The organism is Bacillus sp. CH_48 (genome assembly GCF_038008465.1).
Lineage (GTDB): Bacteria > Bacillota > Bacilli > Bacillales > Bacillaceae_G > Bacillus_A > Bacillus_A thuringiensis_S.
Window position 1 is genome coordinate 3,548,004 of the sequence record NZ_JBBOZF010000001.1, and the last position, 18,411, is coordinate 3,566,414.

The window sequence follows — 18,411 nt, forward strand, 5'->3', positions numbered from 1 at the left end:
TATTGTTAATTTAGTTAAAAATTAAGCAGGCTTATGTATAATAATTTATTGAAAAAATAATTGAATTTTTCAGATTAATGAATTAATATAAGGTAAGTAATTTTAAGATTTATAGAATATTGGAAGATGAAGGTTTTGAGAATTTTATTAGGAGCACAAAACGATTTTAGGATAGCTTTAAAGCTAGTGTAAAATGACGTTTGCTTCATCATTTTCAGGGCCGAAAGGAATTAGGGGAAAGCATCTTGTTTTAAAATGCGGCTATGAATCATCTAAGAGGGGGAAGTGAAGTGGCAAACAAAGAATTGAAAAGAGGTTTAGAAGCACGTCATATTCAAATGATTGCTTTAGGCGGAACAATTGGTGTTGGTTTATTTATGGGGTCAGCCAGTACAATTAAATGGACAGGTCCGTCAGTAATGCTTGCTTATGCAATTGCAGGTATTTTTATCTTCTTCATTATGCGTGCCATGGGAGAAATGTTGTATATGGAGCCAAGTACAGGCTCATTTGCGACATTCGGTCATAAGTATATTCATCCGCTAGCTGGTTATATGACAGCGTGGAGTAACTGGTTCCAGTGGGTTATCGTTGGGATGTCAGAAATTATCGCGGTTGGAGCGTATATGCAATATTGGTTCCCGGATTTACCAGCTTGGATACCAGGTATAATTGCCATGGTCATTCTTGGTGCAGCTAACTTAATTTCTGTTAAGTCATTTGGTGAATTTGAATTTTGGTTCGCGATGATTAAAATTGTTACGATTCTATTAATGATTATTGCGGGATTTGGTCTTATTTTCTTCGGAATTGGTAACGGTGGAGAAGCGATTGGTATATCTAATCTTTGGTCAAATGGCGGTTTCTTTACAGGTGGTTTTTCAGGATTCTTCTTTGCATTATCACTTGTAGTTGGAGCATATCAAGGTGTGGAATTAATCGGGATTACTGCTGGTGAAGCGAAAAATCCGAAGAAGACACTTACAAGAGCAATTCAAAGTACAATTTGGCGTATTTTAATATTCTATATTGGTGCTATTTTCGTTATTGTAACTGTGTATCCGTGGGATCAATTAAGTACAATTGGTAGCCCGTTCGTAGCGACTTTTGCGAAAGTTGGTATTACGGCAGCAGCTGGACTTATTAACTTCGTTGTAATTACAGCGGCAATGTCTGGTTGTAATAGTGGTATTTATAGTGCTGGACGTATGCTTTATACGTTAGGGATAAATGGACAAGCACCAAAATATTTCACAAAACTTTCTGGAAATGGTGTACCTTTATTTGGTACAGTTGGCGTAATTATCGGTTTAGCGGTTGGTGTTGTATTAAGCTATATTGCACCGAAAAACTTATTCGTATATGTATATAGTGCGAGCGTACTTCCTGGTATGGTACCATGGTTCGTCATTTTAATTAGTCAAATTCGTTTTAGAAAAGAAAAGGGAGCAGAGATGAAAGATCATCCGTTCAAAATGCCATTTGCTCCTGTAACAAACTATTTAACGATTGCCTTTTTAATTATGGTATTAATCGGAATGTGGTTTAACGATGATACTCGTATTTCACTAGTTGTAGGTATTATTTTCTTAGCTATCGTTACAATTAGTTTCTATGCTTTTGGAATAGGGAAGCGAGCTCCGTTAGACGTTCAAAACAATAAAGAGATTTCAAGTAAATAAAGAAAAGGCTGTTCATCTGGAACAGCCTTTTCTTATTGTTGATATAATTTGATTTGTGATAGATATATTTGAAAAATCGTTGATATATTGTACGTTATGATAGATATATTTGAAAAATCGTTGATATATTGTACGTTATGATAGATATATTTGAAAAATCGTTGATATATTGTACGTTATGATAGATATGTTCGAAAAATCGTTAATATAATTTCACATACTATCTGTCACTATCATGATTAAAATTTCTCTAATACGATTTTCCCGATGGTACGTCCACTTTCAAGTAGTGCATGTGCCTTCTTTAAGTTTTCAGCGTTAATCGGTGTTAATGTTTCATTTAAGGTAGTCTTTAAAATGCCTTCATCTAGTAGTTCGCTTACTTTATTTAATAGTTCGTGCTGCGTAATCATATCGCCAGTTTCATACATTGCTTTTGTAAACATAAACTCCCAAACGAGTGTAGCACTTTTACTTTTTAAAATACCCATTTCAAGAGGGTGTTCATTTTCTACGATAGAGCAAATTTTGCCTTGTGGTTTAATAAGGTCACATATTGCTTGCCAATGTTGATCTGTATTGTTTAAGCAGAAAATATAATCTACATCGCTGAATCCAAGGCTTTGTAATTGCTCTTTTAAAGGGGCATGATGGTCAATTGTATGGTCAGCTCCAAGCTTTTTAACCCAGTCTATCGTTTCGCCGCGGGAAGCAGTTGCAATTACATTTAGTCCAGCCCATTTCGCCAGTTGAATTGCAATTGAACCGACACCACCAGCTCCGCCGATAATTAAAATGTTTTTAAATGAGTTCGTATCTTTTTTAGTATGATCAATGCCTAAACGTTCAAATAAACCTTCCCAAGCTGTAATCGCTGTTAAAGGAATTGCGGCAGATTCAGCATCATTTAACGTTTTTGGTTTCTTACCAACGATTCTTTCATCAACTAAATGATATTCACTATATGTACCTTGTCTCGTAATGCTTCCAGCGTAAAACACTTCGTCGCCTTCTTTAAATAACGTACAACCTTCGCCCGTTTGTACGACAATACCACTCGCATCCCAGCCGAGTATTTTTGCTATATCTTCTTTTTTATCTTTCGGAGAGCGAACTTTTGTATCAACTGGATTAACGGAAATTGCGTTAATTTTAACGAGTATATCTCTTCCTGTAGCAACAGGTCTTTCAACTTCAATATTAATTAAACTGTTTTCTTCTTCAATAGGTAAGTATTCATGTAAACCAATTGCTTTCATTTCTATTCCCTCCATTAAAGTAAGAGTCATTTACTCTTTTATTATAGATGGTGAAATGCCATTATGTAAAAAAAGTACACTCTTTTTTATTTATGCTGGTATGAAAGTGTGGAAGGAGTTTATTTCTAAAAAGCAGAATTTTTTATTGTGTTACTTTATCTTAAATTAAATGTAAAGGTGGATACATAATGACAGTAAAAAAGCTTTATTTCATCCCAGCAGGTCGTTGTATGTTAGACCATTCTTCTGTTAATAGTACGCTCACACCGGGAAATTTATTGAACTTACCTGTATGGTGTTATCTTTTGGAGACGGAAGAAGGGCCTATTTTAGTAGATACAGGTATGCCAGAAATTGCGGTTAATAATGAAGGTCTTTTTAACGGTACATTTGTTGAAGGACAGATTTTACCGAAAATGACTGAAGAAGATAGAATCATAACTATTTTAAAGCGTGCAGGGTATGAGCCAGATGATCTCCTATATATTATTAGTTCACATTTGCATTTTGATCATGCGGGAGGAAATGGTGCTTTTTCGAATACGCCAATCATTATACAGCGTGCTGAATATGAGGCGGCGCAATATAGAGAAGAATATTTGAAAGAGTGTATATTGCCGCATTTGAACTACAAAATTATTGAAGGGGATTATGAAGTGGTACCTGGTGTTCGGTTATTGTATACACCAGGACATTCGCCAGGGCATCAGTCACTGTTAATTGAGACAGAAAAATCCGGTCCGATATTATTAACGATTGATGCATCTTATACGAAAGAGAATTTTGAAGATGAAGTGCCGTTTGCAGGATTTGATTCAGAATTAGCTTTATCTTCAATTAAACGTTTAAAAGAAGTTGTGGCGAAAGAGAAACCAATTATTTTCTTTGGTCATGATATAGAGCAGGAAAAGGGATGTAAAGTGTTCCCGGAGTATATATAGTGCAAAAAGTCATGAGCTCGCGTGCTCATGACTTTTTCGTTTAAATAATTTTTTTAAATAAATTATAAACTTTTTTTGAACTATCTTCGTTTAACTGATAGTACGTAAGGTTTACATCATCAGGAGTATCTTGCTGAGCAATCATCACTTCGCTGTTGTGATGATCAACTACCCATATGAAATATTTTTTATAAGTTCCATCTTCGAAAGTAATCCACATATCACAATCTATTAAATCTGATCCTTCCTCATCCAATGTTAATTTGCCTTTTTTTGCGGTATTCATACTGTTAATAAACGTTTTTAACTCATCTGTTTTTGTGAGAAAGATATCCTTTTTTGTTTTAATTGATTCGACATGTATATCTTTTATTTCCTGTTTTCCTAAAAAAACAGGAGGCTCATTTGGATCTCGGGAGCTTGAAATAATAGTAGCTTTCTTTTTCGGCTTATTTGCAGTATACAGATCTTGAATAGATTTTCCCGAGTTTACAAACCATACAATTCCAGAAATAATTAATACGCTACCTAACAATAAAATAATTTTTTTAATAGGATTTTCTCCTCTCTATTACTTTGTGTGAAGAGCTTTTCTATTAATATATGATAGGTAAGCGTAAAGTATTATAGTTGAACTTGGTTATGCTTCACAGTTTTTATCGGGCGATCTATGAGTAAATTGTAAGTGAGCCCAATTAATACGAAAATGCCACCGATAACTTTACCGATAGAGAGTTCATTTGTCAGGAAGAAATCAATAATAGTCCCCGCAAATAATTGTCCGATAAAGATGAGTAATGTTAAATAAAAGGCTGATATTTTAGGAGTAATATAGTTGGATAATGAAATAACGATAACGCCTACTAATCCGCCTAAGTACACGGCGATAGGAATAGATTGCAACGTATGAATAGGGATATACAATGAATCTGAACTGAAAATTAAAAATAACATAGAGAAAAATAATCCAGTAATATAATTGAAAAACGTGCCTTCCCAGTTTCCAATTTCCTTTGCTAAATTCGCGTTAATAATTCTAGCAACGACGATAGAAACACCAGCTAAAATAGCGATCGTAATATATAACATATTTTTGCCCCCATTAATAAATTGTCATGATAATAATCCCAGAAGAGATGAATGCTAATCCAACTAGTTTTTTCTTTTCAAACTTTGCAACTTTCATTCCTAATAAGCCGAAATGATCAATAACGATGGAAGCAATAGATTGACCGAGTAAACTTAATGCGATCGTAATAGAGGCACCGAGGACGGAGAAACTTATATTATTAAAAAGAACAGTGAATACTCCAATCGCTCCAGCGCTATATAAAAAAATCGGAATACCTTTATCGAAATGAATTTTATGTTTGTTTAAGATTAAAATGAAGATAACTGCAATTAAACCGACGAGGTGAATGACAACGCTTGCTGTATACTTCCCAATTAACTCGGATAAAATTCCATTCAATGGGAGCATAACGGCGATGAGCACACCAATAAAGACAGAAAGAAAGTTATACAATGTAATATCCCCTTTATATTTCATATTTGTAATGACTGTATCATGCTGAAATTGTGTATTGTTATGACATATGTCATAGTGGAAGAAGAAAATTTTAATTACAATGGGGATGAGTTGTAAAGGTGGGGAACTATGAAGAAAGTATGTAATTCTATTAAACTAGCAGAGTATATGAAGAAAAATAATATTGATTCATTTTTTAGTCATGATATGAAGCCATATATGGAACTTATATTTTTTAAAAAGAATGAGTTTATTTGTAGAGAGAATGAAGAAATAGAGTATTTATTTTTCTTCGTTGAAGGAAAAGCGAAAGCGTTTAATACATTAAGTAACGGGAAATCTGTATTGCTATGTTTCTATGATAGTTTGCAGCTGTTAGGAGATGTTGAGTTAATTCATTCTCAAAAGACTGCTTCAAACGTACAAGTAATGGCAGATTCATATTGTGTTGCTTTACCTTTAGGAAAAGTGAGAAATCAGCTATTTCATGATGCGAAATTTTTAAGATGTATTTGTGGATCGTTAGCACATAAGTTAAATCGACTTTCAAAAAATAGTACAATTAATTTACTATATCCACTTGAAAATAGACTTGCAAGTTACATGTTAGCAGCAGGGGAACGAGCGGTGCAGCACGGAAATCGAATTGTGTTTAGTGGGAATTTAACGGAAACAGCTGAATTGTTAGGAACGAGTTATCGGCACCTATTACGTACATTAAATATTTTTTGTGATAAAGAGATTATAAAGAAAAACAATGGTTGCTTTGAAGTAGTGAATGTGGATGTTTTGAGGGAATTGGCTGCGGATGTTTATAAATAGGAGATGAAGTTATAAATGATTACACCTATATTTAGAATTTTTGATATTGAAAAAGCAAAACTATTTTACATAGGTTTTTTAAGATTTAAACTGGATTGGGAACATCGGTATGAGGAAAATATGCCATTATATATACAAATTTCGTTAGATGATACTGTGATACATTTATCAGAACATCATGGTGATGCCTCACCAGGTGGTGCGATTCGGATCAAAATAGATGATGTAAAGGATTATCATTCTGTATTATTAAGTAAAGAATATGCTTATTCGAAGCCGAATATAGAAAAAACACCTTGGGGTACAATTGAATTAACTGTGATTGATCCGTTTTTAAATAGAATTATATTTTATGAGGAAAAATTGTCGGAGTAGAAAGGATTCATATACAAATATTCATGGGTTAAGTAGTGTAGTTACGTGGTAAATGTAATGAAGAGTAGTTCATAAAGTAGTGAACTGCTCTTTTTCATGTTGTTAAACAGATTGAATTATTGAAAAATAAATCGTATGATAAAATACATGAACAAATGAGCATATATTCATTTGTTGTAAGGAGGAGGGAAAAGATGTTAGATGCAATCATTGTTGGAGCTGGTCAAGCGGGATTGACAATAGGATACTACTTGAAGCAGGCAGGATATAATTTTTTATTACTCGAGGCAGGAAACCGAATTGGTGATTCATGGAGAAATAGATATGATTCTTTGCGGCTCTTTACACCGAGTGAATATAGTAGTTTACCAGGTAGGATATTAAAAGGAGCAAGGAATGAATTTCCACATAAAGATGAAATTGCAACTTATTTAGAAGAATATGCAAGACATTTTCAATTACCGGTACAATTACAAACGGAAGTTCTAAAAATAAAGAAAGAAAAAGAAATATTTGAATTACATACTCCTACAGAAATTTTACAAACGAAAAAAGTTATTATCGCATCAGGTGGTTTTCAGCATCCATTTATTCCCTCGTTTTCAGAAAATCTTTCACCACATATTTTTCAAATACATTCATCACAATATAGATCATCATCGCAAATTCCACAGGGGAAGGTACTTGTAGTAGGTGGCGGAAATTCAGGAATGCAAATCGCAGTAGAACTTGCAAAAACGCATGAAGTTACGGTGTCTATTAGTCATCCCTTAACGTTTTTACCGTTACAACTTTTTGGAAAAAGTATTTTTAATCTGCTAGAAAAAGTGGGTTTATTGTACGCTGAAATAAATACAAAGAGGGGAAGATGGTTTCAGAAGAGAAAGGACCCTATTTTCGGTTTTGAAGGTAAGAAACTTATTCGTAATGGAGCAATCAAACTACAAGAAAAAGTAGTAAGTGCATCAGGAAATAACATTATGTTTCAGAATGGTGATATTTATAGTGCAGAAAGCGTTATATGGTCAACTGGTTTTGTTCAAAATTATAATTGGATTGAAATTGAACAGGCAGTGAATGAGAAAGGGTTTCCTAATCATATAAAGGGAGTTAGTCCAGTAAGAGGATTGTATTATATCGGATTGCCGTGGCAATCTCAAAGAGGCTCTGCGCTTATTTGTGGTGTAGGAAAGGATGCAGTATATTTGCTTTCTGAAATCAAAAAAATAGATCAGTAGCAATAACTACTGATCATCCATATGTACATGAATTAGGAGAGGTCAAACATTTATTAACTTTATTATAATAGATTTTCATAGAATTAAAAACTGAAAATTCAAATTTCATGTTGAGAAAGTTTTTTGTATCGAAATATATGAAAAAATAGGGATTTTCATCCCACATTAACGGACAGTAAGGCCTCCACTGATTAAAGTTTCACTTTATTAAAAGGAAAAATGATATTTATATTTTAGTAAATTATGATATAGTCTAAATAAGTGTGTTTTCCCATAAATGTAATTATTTTCATTGTAGTTTCGTTTATATAAGGGAAGGAGAAGTAATTATGAAGTTTGATGATCAACGCTTACTAGGAGTCCGATTAGGTTCTGTACTTGTGACAGAGGAAAATCAATATTTAGTAATTAAGAAAAAAGATCATTATGCACTATTAAATATACATAATTTAGAATGCACTCATGTTGAAGTGCAGTTAGAACATTTGGAAGAAATGTTACATGAAGATTTTCAGGAAAGTATAACGGAAATTATCGCACCAGAACATATAAAAATTGTTGCGAAAAATGTTATATAGATAAAGAAGCTGGAAGGAACAGCTTCTTTATTTTCATTATAAGGATAACGTTTTTACAACCTCACCAATGATCCCTTCCATTTGATGAACACCTAAATCGGAATTGGTCATAATAACAGCGCCATTCCCGCAGTATGGATAACAAACCATCATACATTGAAATCCGACGCCCCATCCGAGTGAATAAATCTGTAATTCTTCATTAGAATCATCTAGAAAAACACCTAATCCAGTCCATTTTGAGCAACCTTGAGGAGAAATCATGTCTAGTACTAATTTTTGAGAAAGTTTTAGTTTGCCCTTTCCTTGTAAGGAATGAATGATTTCAATGACTAAAGCTGATAAGTCAGTTGGTGTTGTCCAAATGCCTGAAGCAGCTGCGAATGGATAAAATGGAAATCTCTCATTTGTTACAGTTCTATCTTTATTATGGCCGCAAGCAAAAACATCGGTTTTATCTATGTCTTTTGGAGAGAAGAGTGTACTATTTTTCATTTGTAGTGGCTGAAAGATATATTCTTCAAGTAAAAGGTTAAATGGTTTTCCAGTTATATCTTCAAGTAGTAGTTCGATAATACAAAAGTTTGCATCAGAGTAGTGAAATTCACTTTCTGGTTTATAAGTTATTTCTATTGGTACTGAACAATATGATGTTTTACCAGCAAGGAGTTCAGATAAGTTTGGTCGCCCTTGTGCAAATGTAAAATGTTCAAAACTATTAGGAGAATCAATAATTCCAGATTGGTGACTTAATAAATTTCGCAGGGTGACTTTTTTCTGTGAGGTAAATAGATTGGTAGGTATGTTCCAAGATGTAAGTCTATCATTTACGTCTCCATCTAAATGTATGATTTCTTGATCTGATAACGTTAGTACGAGCATTGTAGTGATAAACTTACTAATAGAACAAGAATTAAATATAGAATTCGTAGTGACAGTTCTAGTTGTTCCAGATTCAAGTGTTCCGAAAGTAATCGCTTCGTCTAGTTTGCCGTCACGTATAACGGCAAGACTTAAACCTGCAACGGAATATTGGTTCATTTTCTCGTATATATTGTTACTTTTTAAGTTCATAGTGACTCCTTTCTTCAAAAAAGACAGAATGTTAGTTCTATTATACTATAGTGAATAGAGAGTGTGAGAGAAAAAGAAAAAACTTCATCGATCAAAGATGAAGTTTTTTAGTTAATTTGAAGTGAATGTTTTAAAAAATTTATCGCGGTACATGTACATAATCCATGAGGTTGTTATTAAAGAAATGATGATTTGTTTGTTTTTAATTGGTGCATTGAAAACAAGCCAACCCACTATATCAAATAATAAATGTAGCATGATTGAAAGAACTACAAATTGAAGTAACGTATTTAAAAATCTTTTCATAAAGTGTCCCCCTAAAATAATAGGTTTTATTAACAGTTTGATATAGTGGTATTATACAGTAAATGTTTCTTGTGGTAAAATTTACATAAGTTAGTGAAATAAAACAAATGAAAGTTAGTAAGGGGGAACATTCATGGAATTCTGGATGGTTATACCGATAGTAGCCTTTGGTTTCATTTATATCGCTGAAAAATTAACTACAATTGAAAAGAAAAATGATGCGCGTTTAAAGAGAATTGAAGATAGATTACAATTAATTACGAAAGAATTGGGAATTGTAGAAAGAGAACCTGAAATTAATAAAGAACTACGCCAGCTTGTAGAAGAAGGCAAAAAAATTACAGCAGTTAAGAGAGTAAGAGAAGCTTTTGGTTTTTCCTTACTAGAAGCGAAGCAATATGTTGATAAATTATAAAAAAGATCACCCATTTGGGTGATCTTTTTCACTGCACCATGCGTGTATTTACATAAGCCGCGATTATAACGTGTCCAATTATAATGATAGGAAATAAGATTTTGGCATTAGGAGTAGTGAAGACACTACCGATTGTCGCAATGACACCAGCAATTAAATTATAAAGACCTACTATTTTTGATAGTGTCACTTTATCAAGCACGCGGCGTTCGTTGAATCCTGATAAGAGGCAAGTGTATTGTTTTACTCCGATGAAATAAGCTAGTGCAAATGAAATGATTGCTACTATGAATAATGATGGTGAAGCGAAGAGAGTCATTGCAAACACCTCCGTTAATGGGCTATAAATAAATTATAGTCTGAATGTTATAATTTAACAAAATACAATTTTGATTTTAAATGTAATAGAAAAATGGAGTATTTGTAATGAGGGGAGATTAAGTATGAATATTGTGGAGTTTCAGATTGGGATGAAAAATTAACGAAGGAACTAATAGAAATGGTAGAAAAGAAATTTCAGAAGCGCGTAACGGATTTCATTATTACACATGCGCACGCTGATCGAATTGGCGGAATAAAAACGTTGAAAGAAAGAGGTATTAAAGCGCATAGTACAGCATTAACTGCAGAATTAGCAAAGAAAAATGGATATGAAGAGCCGCTTGGAGATTTACAAACAATTACGAGTTTGAAGTTTGGCAATACAAAAGTAGAAACGTTCCATCCAGGGAAAGGACGTACAGAAGATAATATTGTTGTTTGGTTGCCACAATATAAAATTTTAGCTGGAGGCTGTTTAGTGAAATCTGCGGAAGCAAAAGATTTAGGAAATGTTGCGGATGCATACGTAAATGAATGGTCTACATCGATTGAGAATGTGCTGAAGCGATATGGAAATATAAATTCGGTAGTACCTGGTCATGGAGAAGTAGGAGACAGAGGATTACTTTTACATACATTGGATTTATTAAAATAAGAAATTGTAGAAATACAAAAGAGAGGAGAAATAATTTTCTCCTCTCTTTCTTCTAACTATATTTAAATGCTGAATCTGTCGATTACGCCAGCATGTATTACTGAGATTTTAATTCCAAGTATACAAATACTAGAACTGTCATAATTGCTATAACAACGTAAGTAGCATCAAGCATTATAAGTGTTTTTAAAGTTTCAGTCATTCTAATTCACCCCTGTTATAAAAATATAACATGATCTTTTTATTGATTAGATAAGAGATCATAAAGATAAAATGTATATGAAATTTCTTAAGTAGTTTCTATATAAATATATCATATAAATAATGTAAGTAATATTAAGATAGTGTAAATGTATTGTAAATAAAAAGCTTTACAATAAAGGCTTTAATAAAAAATGATAGTTCCTTAAAATAAAAAATACGCTATTCTTTCTATTGAAGGATAGAAAAGGATGGCGTTTTTGTATGTCTATTTTCATATGTGATGAATTGCAACTATTTGTATAAGGATTCAAAAAATTTTCGTTGTATATATTTCTCCAAATTAATTATTTAGCTATTTAAAAGTATCGAAAGATGTGTGCACACTAATGTACATTTTTTAGTGTCAATAAAAATATTATGTCAACAATATGAACTGTCACAAATCTTTATATATTATTGTGATTGATATCACATCACTTTTTTTCAATGGGTATTATGCTTAAGGTGTAATGAATGATTGGGAGAGGGTGGGATGATATGTTTTGTTATCAATGTGAACAAACGCCAACAGGCGGATGTAAAGTGATGGGTGTTTGTGGTAAGAATGAAACGATTGCGAGTTTACAAGATACGATTGTGTTTGGGCTAAAAGGAATTGCAGCTTATCGCACACATGCTGCTCAGCTAGGGTATACGGATGCATTTGTAGATGCTACAACACAAGAAGCTTTATATATGACATTAACAAATTCTAATTTTAACGAACAAGAGCATATTGATATGGCTATGAAAGTTGGGAAATCAGCTTTACGGGTGATGGAGTTATTGGATGAGGCACATACGAATCATTTTGGTGTGCCAGAACCTGTACAAATTACACAAAATCGTGTAGAAGGTAAAGCAATTGTAGTTACGGGCCATAATTTATTTGCATTAGAAGAACTATTAAAGCAAACAGAAGGAAAAGACATTAATATTTATACGCATTCTGAAATGCTACCAGCACACGGATACCCGCAGCTGAAAAAATATAAACATTTAAAAGGAAACATCGGTAAGGCATGGTATGATCAAAGACGCCTTTTTGAAAAATTTACTGGTGCCATATTAGCTACAACGAACTGTGTTATGCCAATTAAAGGCTCGTACTCTGATCGATTCTTTTCATATGACATTGCAGGTTTAGAAGGTGTACAAAAAATTGAAAATGATGATTTTACAACGTTAATTCAAAAAACGCTAGAACTTCCAGAAGTACATATGGAGTCGGATGAACAGTTAGTGACAGGGTTTCATCATAATACAGTATTATCATTAGCTCCAGAAATTATTGACGCAGTAAAAAAAGGGAAAATAAAGCGTTTCTTTGTTATCGCCGGTTGTGATGCACCGGGAAAAGGCGGAGAATATTATCGTGAATTAGCAACGTCACTTCCGCCAGAAACGGTTATTTTAACAACTTCTTGCGGGAAATTCCGCTTTAATGATGTGGATTACGGTGTTGTACCTGGTACGGAAATTCCGCGTTACATTGATTTAGGACAGTGCAATAATTCAATTTCTACAGTGAAAATAGCGGCTGCTTTAGCTGATGCTTTTCAATGTGAAGTGAATGAATTGCCAGTAAGTATTGTCCTATCATGGTTTGAACAAAAAGCGGTTGCCATTTTACTAGGGCTATTTAGTCTTGGGATTCAAGATATTCGCATCGGTCCAAAGGCTCCTGAATTTATTTCAGCTGGCGTGCTTGATGTATTACAAGAAACATTTGGTTTAAAACTAATTACAAATGCAGCAGAAGATATGGCTATGATGTTATCGTAACGGAAAAGATGTTTTCACTTAATTGTGGCTTTATAAATCATTTGTATGTGTGTGAGTAAACGAACATACATACAAATGATTATTAATAAAGAAAATTTGCTATATCTATAAATTTTATAATTTTATAAAGCTTTTAAAGTGTAACACCACATGCCCATCACCTTAAGATTTTAAGTATCCCCAAAACGAAATTTTTACATGAATATCTATAATTTCACCTCTTTTTCATTTGATTTGAAAATAAGCTTTCTATTTTTAAAAACCAACGATACCACCTCAAATTATATGAATAAAATCCATTCATTTATTAGGAAAATGGATTAAAAATAATAAGGTAGACTAAAAAGTAAAATATTATTTATGATAATCATTCTTTTATAAAATTCAAATTGGAAATAGCCCTACTCATTTTCAAAATGGAGGGGCTTTTTTTACTGTAAAATCAATATCTGCAGCTTATTTTTGTTGAAAAAATTCTCATTCTTATTTTGATAGTGATATGGGTACATATACATGCACATCAATCTTTTATTATGAAGTAGCCCTTGAATATATTGTTTTTTATTGACAGACATAAAAATGATTTATTTGCTGTATTGATAATTTATAGACGTTATAATAAAATGTTTATGTATATTTAAACTTAATTTATTTTTGTTTGGTTTCATTGGGAGGTTAGGCAGTGTTAATAACAATAAAATAATGGATATATCACCTGCAAAAAGAATGAAACCAATACGGAGAAGATGATTTCGTTAAAAATTTAAAAAATAAGCGTTATTAGCTCTTGAAGAAAAATGACTAGAAAAATTACAAGCATATGGAAAATAGGGTTATACAAAAAGTCCTAAAGGGGGACGGAATTATGGAGAAAAGAAAGTATTCAGTAACACCACAAGATCGAATGAATTATGTATTAGGTCTTTATTCTGCAGATCAACAAATTAATGCAGTTCTTTATTTTCCTGTAGGTATATCCAAGGAAATACTTGAAGAATCAGTAAGGATAACGTTGCAATTGCAACCAGTTTTGAACAGCCGGTTTGTAGAAAATGATATTCCTTACTGGGAGGAACATTCATCTGACACTAACTCATCTATTTGCTTTTTTGCAGAAGGAAATAATCAAGAACTTGAAATAATGGCAATAGATTTTATTAAAGAACCTGGTGATCGTATACAGGGGCCTATGGTTCAAACGAAATTATTACGGGGCACTACAACAGATATGTTAGTTGTGAAATTATCTCATCTATGTTCAGATGGTGCAGGAGTCAAGGAATATATTAAATTGCTTGGAACAATATATACGCACCTTTCATTGGGACGGTCTAAGAAGCAAATTATAAAGGAATTTGATGAGGGAAATGAGAGTTGTCGAGATCAATCACATGTATTCAAATACGCTGGAATATCGGACATAAAAAGTGCGTATCGTCCTAACCAAGAACAACAGGCATCGTTATGGTCTTTTCCATCTCAACCTAACAAAAATAAATTTCCCCAAATGTCCGTACGGCGATTGAGCCATGAGCAAACTCTACGTTTAACCCAATGGACAAAAGCACAACAGGCTACCTTGAATGATGTAATCATGACTGCATACTTCCGAGCTTTATCACATTTCACTGTGTATGCAGAACCTCGCACTGCAGAAAAAATGATTGGCTTGACAATTGATTTACGTCGATATCTGCCTAATAATACAACTGGTGCTATTTGCAACTTATCCGGTATGGAAATGCCAGTGATTAAAATGGAAGACGATGAAACATTTAAGCAGACTCTTGTTCGAGTTAAACAATCAATGGATAAAATAAAGTCTCAAAATCCAGGTCTTTCTTCAGCAGCAGGAATGGAGCTACTGGCAGAAATGAAGCTATCTACAGTGAAGGAAATGTATAATCAGCAATATGAAGAGGCTGTACAGATGGGGATGGCGTTGCCATTACTGACAAATTTGGGAGTGATCGCTGAGGAACCTATTCAGTTTGGTCAAATTCAAGCTGAGGACGGGTATATGGCATCACCTATTATGTATGCACCATTCTTTTCAATGGGAGTAAGCTCTTATAATGGAAGACTTACATTTACGATTGGTTATCATGCGCCGGATACATCAAAAGAAAAGGTAGAAAAATTTTTAGATAGTGTTGTTAATCAACTATCAGAAATAAAATAAAAGAGAATATAGAGAACAAATTTCTAACAGAATTGTATTTTAGGGGCTCGTATCATGTACGGATAATCTCTGGGAATTTTCTCTGACCGCACTTGCCTTTATGCTTTATATGCAATGGGAATGGTAGTGAGAAACAATTTGTATCGTGAAAAAACATGATATATCGGTATGAAAACAATAAAGCAGAGCTGATTTAAATTACACTTTGAATCAGCTCTGTTTTACTAGTTTGATGACCCTTACAACCAAAAAAGGAGACTGTATCCGGTTAGGGTAAAGCGGATTTTTAATTTTTTTGAAAATAAAGTTGACATCCACAACTACTTAGTCATACAATGTAGTTGTAATAAGTAATACTAAATAGTGTAGTTTTACTCAAAAGCTATTCAGTAAAAATTCGCCTTAGTACTCTGTAGTACTGAATATAAGTCAGACAGAATAGGGGGTAAAGGAGGATCAGGACATGGAAAATTTAACTGAAATGCTGAAAGGTTCACTGGAAGGGTGTGTACTGGAAATCATTAGTCGCCGTGAAACGTATGGCTATGAGATTACCCGCCACCTGAATGATCTTGGGTTTACCGAAGTTGTAGAAGGTACGGTGTATACTATCCTCGTACGATTAGAGAAGAAAAAGCTTGTGAATATTGAAAAGAAACCATCAGATATGGGGCCTCCTCGTAAGTTTTATTCATTAAATGAAGAAGGCCGCCAGGAGCTTGAATTGTTTTGGGAAAAATGGGATTTTGTATCGTCAAAAATTAACGTCTTGAAGTCAAAATAGGTTCATAAGATAAAATGTTCTGGCCGATACTTTGAGAATTTCTTGTTCGGCTTTATAAAAAAGGAGGAAAATAAGATGTTAGAAATGTTCAAAAAGTTAATTGGTGATAAAAAAGAGTACAAAATGATGATGGCACGAGTTGAGGCTCTGCCAGAGGACTACCAATTTGTATTTAAGAAAATTCAAAACTACATGTGGAATTTCTCAGCGGGTAACGGGATGGATATGTTACACATACAGTATGAATTAATCGATTTGTTCGAAGCGGGTGCAGCGGAAGGAAGACAAGTGCTTGACATTACTGGGGATGACGTGGCTTCCTTTGCTGACGAACTAGTGGCAAACGCTAAAACTTACGTCTCCAAGTATCGTGAAGATTTGAATGAAAGTATTATGAAGAAATTGAGAAAAAAATAAATGGAATAAGTAATAACGACTGATTAGCTGGTTACACATATGAATTGCATCATAGCTATTCAGTTATATTTTTAACTCGGTACTAAGTAATACAGAATATCAGTGATACTAAATAGGTAGAGGTAAATAAATTATCTTCGCAAAACATTTTATAGGGAGGAAAAAGTATGAGTAATGCAGCGATTTCTGTAAAAAGCTTGAAAAAATCCTTTAAAGACAAGGGAGTTTTAAAAGGGGTAGATTTTGAGGTGCAGCGTGGAGAAATTTTCGCGCTGCTAGGCTCAAATGGAGCGGGAAAGACGACAACGGTCAATATCCTTTCGACGCTAATGAAGCAAGATGATGGCGAAGTGAGTATTTGCGGTTTTGACGTCCAGCGACAACCAGATTATGTTCGTCAAAGCATCAGTTTGACAGGACAGTTCGCAGCTTTAGACGGCATGCTTACTGGAAGGGAAAACTTGATAATGATCGCTAAGTTACGTGGTGTTTCCAATCCCGCACAAGTTACTGATAATCTACTTGCAAGATTTAGCCTGACTGATGCGGCCAACCAGAGGGCAGATCAGTATTCAGGAGGGATGAAGCGCCGGATTGATATCGCAATGAGTTTGATTGGGGCGCCAGCAGTTATTTTTCTCGACGAACCAACGACCGGACTTGATCCAGAAGCGCGGATCGAAGTGTGGGATACAGTAAAGGAACTTGCCGGTAGCGGTACAACTATTTTGCTTACGACTCAGTACTTGGAGGAAGCAGAACAACTGGCAGACCGTATCGCTATTTTGCATGGCGGAAAAATTATTACGACAGGTACTCTTGCTGAACTGAAAGAGATGTTCCCACCGGCAAAAGTGGAGTATATCGAAAAGCAACCGACATTGGAAGAAATATTCCTTGCGATTATTGGCAAAAAGGAGGAGATGTAAATGAAAAGTAAAACAGGTGTATTACTAGGTCGTTTAATGCGTAACATTATGCGCAGTCCGGATACAATTATTACGGTAGCAATTACACCGATTATGATGATGCTATTATTTGTTTACGTATTTGGCGGGGCTATAAAGACAGGAACGGATAACTACGTTAATTATTTATTGCCGGGAATTTTGTTAATGGCTATCGCATCCGGTGTAGCTTATACTTCTGTACGATTATTTACGGATGTAAAGAGTGGGCTGATGGCACGTTTCATTACGATGCCTATTAAGCGCTCATCAATATTGTGGGCTCACGTTTTAACTTCTCTTGTTGCTAATGTACTTACTATCGTGGTGGTTATTCTTGTTGCGCTCTTAATGGGCTTTCGTTCTAGTGCAAATATGCTAGATTGGCTTGCGGTAGCGGGAATACTGGGGATGTTTACGTTAGCGCTCACATGGCTAGCTATCATTCCAGGGCTGAAAGCGAAGTCTATGGAAGGGGCGACAGCTTACTCGTACCCGCTAATTTTTCTTCCATTTATTAGTTCGGCCTTCGTACCTACTGAAACGATGCCTAAAATTGTTCGTGCGTTTGCAGAGAATCAGCCTGTAACTTCAATCGTGAATGCGATTCGTGCTCTTTTATATGAAGGAACTGTGGGTAACGATATTTGGATTGCACTCGCTTGGTGCGTAGGTATAATGGTCATCTCTTACTTTTTCGCCAGTAAAGCATTTAAACGTCAGTTAGGGTAAGAAACGAGATAAACGAAACCTTATATATTTAGAAAAGCACGGGAGATTTTCCGTGCTTTTATTATTTATCATGCTCTCATTGTAGTAAATGAAATGGTATTTAAAAATAGGATAATTATCCAGTGAT

The 18,411-nt window shown here is 34.2% G+C and carries 20 protein-coding genes and 1 pseudogene; 14 read left to right on the plus strand and 7 right to left on the minus strand.

The window, feature by feature from the left end; translation table 11 throughout:
• The first annotated feature begins 290 nt into the window (after positions 1 to 290).
• Positions 291 to 1,682 carry an amino acid permease gene (locus tag N2V92_RS17825; RefSeq protein WP_001284408.1) on the plus strand — a complete coding sequence of 464 codons (1,392 nt, stop codon included), beginning with the start codon at positions 291 to 293 and terminating at the stop codon, positions 1,680 to 1,682.
• Positions 1,683 to 1,921: 239 nt separating this feature from the next.
• Here the strand turns inward: N2V92_RS17825 and N2V92_RS17830 are convergent, their stop codons facing one another.
• Positions 1,922 to 2,941: a zinc-binding alcohol dehydrogenase family protein gene (locus N2V92_RS17830; protein ID WP_000643781.1), complete on the minus strand. Its 1,020-nt coding sequence runs from the start codon at positions 2,939 to 2,941 to the stop codon at positions 1,922 to 1,924.
• Positions 2,942 to 3,129: 188 nt separating this feature from the next.
• Here N2V92_RS17830 and aiiA point away from each other — a divergent pair, with 188 nt between their 5' ends.
• Positions 3,130 to 3,882, plus strand: a complete 753-nt coding sequence (aiiA, locus tag N2V92_RS17835; protein ID WP_000216598.1) for a quorum-quenching N-acyl homoserine lactonase AiiA — start codon at positions 3,130 to 3,132, stop codon at positions 3,880 to 3,882.
• 40 nt (positions 3,883 to 3,922) lie between these two features.
• Here aiiA and N2V92_RS17840 read toward each other — a convergent pair whose 3' ends face one another.
• The 3 genes from N2V92_RS17840 to N2V92_RS17850 form a co-directional block, all read right to left on the minus strand.
• A complete protein-coding gene (locus N2V92_RS17840; protein WP_000901705.1) occupies positions 3,923 to 4,417 on the minus strand; it encodes a hypothetical protein in 495 nt (164 codons plus the stop codon).
• Between the two features lie 89 nt (positions 4,418 to 4,506).
• Positions 4,507 to 4,971: a DMT family transporter gene (locus N2V92_RS17845; protein WP_000965812.1), complete on the minus strand. Its 465-nt coding sequence runs from the start codon at positions 4,969 to 4,971 to the stop codon at positions 4,507 to 4,509.
• Positions 4,972 to 4,984: 13 nt separating this feature from the next.
• Positions 4,985 to 5,431 carry a DMT family transporter gene (locus N2V92_RS17850; RefSeq protein WP_002082423.1) on the minus strand — a complete coding sequence of 149 codons (447 nt, stop codon included), beginning with the start codon at positions 5,429 to 5,431 and terminating at the stop codon, positions 4,985 to 4,987.
• A gap of 108 nt (positions 5,432 to 5,539) precedes the next feature.
• On the opposite strand from N2V92_RS17850, the gene yeiL reads away from it, so the two are divergent.
• The 4 genes from yeiL (at position 5,540) to N2V92_RS17870 (ending at position 8,423) form a co-directional block, all read left to right on the plus strand.
• Entirely contained in the window at positions 5,540 to 6,232 is a 693-nt protein-coding gene (gene yeiL / locus N2V92_RS17855; protein ID WP_000754833.1) for a transcriptional regulator YeiL, read from the plus strand.
• A 15-nt stretch (positions 6,233 to 6,247) separates the two neighbouring features.
• Positions 6,248 to 6,607 (plus strand): glyoxalase superfamily protein, encoded by a 360-nt coding sequence (locus N2V92_RS17860; protein WP_016077426.1) that lies wholly within the window; start codon positions 6,248 to 6,250, stop codon positions 6,605 to 6,607.
• Between the two features lie 194 nt (positions 6,608 to 6,801).
• Positions 6,802 to 7,845 carry a flavin-containing monooxygenase gene (locus N2V92_RS17865; protein ID WP_000882897.1) on the plus strand — a complete coding sequence of 348 codons (1,044 nt, stop codon included), beginning with the start codon at positions 6,802 to 6,804 and terminating at the stop codon, positions 7,843 to 7,845.
• A 329-nt stretch (positions 7,846 to 8,174) separates the two neighbouring features.
• On the plus strand, positions 8,175 to 8,423 hold the full coding sequence (locus N2V92_RS17870) for a hypothetical protein (protein WP_000666947.1): 249 nt from the start codon (positions 8,175 to 8,177) through the stop codon (positions 8,421 to 8,423).
• Positions 8,424 to 8,459: 36 nt separating this feature from the next.
• On the opposite strand, the gene N2V92_RS17875 is transcribed toward N2V92_RS17870, so the two are convergent.
• Positions 8,460 to 9,497, minus strand: coding sequence for a serine hydrolase domain-containing protein (locus N2V92_RS17875; protein ID WP_042598401.1), 1,038 nt, complete (start codon positions 9,495 to 9,497; stop codon positions 8,460 to 8,462).
• A gap of 111 nt (positions 9,498 to 9,608) precedes the next feature.
• Positions 9,609 to 9,803: a hypothetical protein gene (locus N2V92_RS17880; RefSeq protein WP_000819655.1), complete on the minus strand. Its 195-nt coding sequence runs from the start codon at positions 9,801 to 9,803 to the stop codon at positions 9,609 to 9,611.
• Between the two features lie 133 nt (positions 9,804 to 9,936).
• Here N2V92_RS17880 and N2V92_RS17885 point away from each other — a divergent pair, with 133 nt between their 5' ends.
• Positions 9,937 to 10,218 carry a hypothetical protein gene (locus N2V92_RS17885; RefSeq protein WP_000397727.1) on the plus strand — a complete coding sequence of 94 codons (282 nt, stop codon included), beginning with the start codon at positions 9,937 to 9,939 and terminating at the stop codon, positions 10,216 to 10,218.
• A 28-nt stretch (positions 10,219 to 10,246) separates the two neighbouring features.
• Here the strand turns inward: N2V92_RS17885 and N2V92_RS17890 are convergent, their stop codons facing one another.
• Positions 10,247 to 10,537, minus strand: a complete 291-nt coding sequence (locus N2V92_RS17890; RefSeq protein WP_000171767.1) for a DUF3784 domain-containing protein — start codon at positions 10,535 to 10,537, stop codon at positions 10,247 to 10,249.
• Between the two features lie 141 nt (positions 10,538 to 10,678).
• Here N2V92_RS17890 and bla point away from each other — a divergent pair.
• The 7 genes and pseudogenes from bla to N2V92_RS17925 form a co-directional block, all read left to right on the plus strand.
• Positions 10,679 to 11,194, plus strand: a pseudogene (gene bla, locus N2V92_RS17895) (subclass B1 metallo-beta-lactamase); the annotation flags it as partial.
• A gap of 741 nt (positions 11,195 to 11,935) precedes the next feature.
• Positions 11,936 to 13,222, plus strand: a complete 1,287-nt coding sequence (gene hcp, locus N2V92_RS17900; RefSeq protein ID WP_002082429.1) for a hydroxylamine reductase — start codon at positions 11,936 to 11,938, stop codon at positions 13,220 to 13,222.
• 865 nt (positions 13,223 to 14,087) lie between these two features.
• Positions 14,088 to 15,404, plus strand: a complete 1,317-nt coding sequence (locus N2V92_RS17905) for a condensation domain-containing protein (RefSeq protein ID WP_000415486.1) — start codon at positions 14,088 to 14,090, stop codon at positions 15,402 to 15,404.
• A gap of 463 nt (positions 15,405 to 15,867) precedes the next feature.
• Complete coding sequence (locus N2V92_RS17910; RefSeq protein ID WP_000429487.1) at positions 15,868 to 16,188, plus strand: PadR family transcriptional regulator; 321 nt, start codon at positions 15,868 to 15,870, stop codon at positions 16,186 to 16,188.
• 75 nt (positions 16,189 to 16,263) lie between these two features.
• A complete protein-coding gene (locus N2V92_RS17915; RefSeq protein ID WP_000891986.1) occupies positions 16,264 to 16,605 on the plus strand; it encodes a DUF1048 domain-containing protein in 342 nt (113 codons plus the stop codon).
• Between the two features lie 167 nt (positions 16,606 to 16,772).
• On the plus strand, positions 16,773 to 17,534 hold the full coding sequence (locus N2V92_RS17920) for an ABC transporter ATP-binding protein (protein WP_000063333.1): 762 nt from the start codon (positions 16,773 to 16,775) through the stop codon (positions 17,532 to 17,534).
• On the plus strand, positions 17,535 to 18,284 hold the full coding sequence (locus tag N2V92_RS17925; protein ID WP_000837802.1) for an ABC transporter permease: 750 nt from the start codon (positions 17,535 to 17,537) through the stop codon (positions 18,282 to 18,284). It begins immediately after the preceding gene.
• Positions 18,285 to 18,411 lie beyond the last annotated feature (127 nt).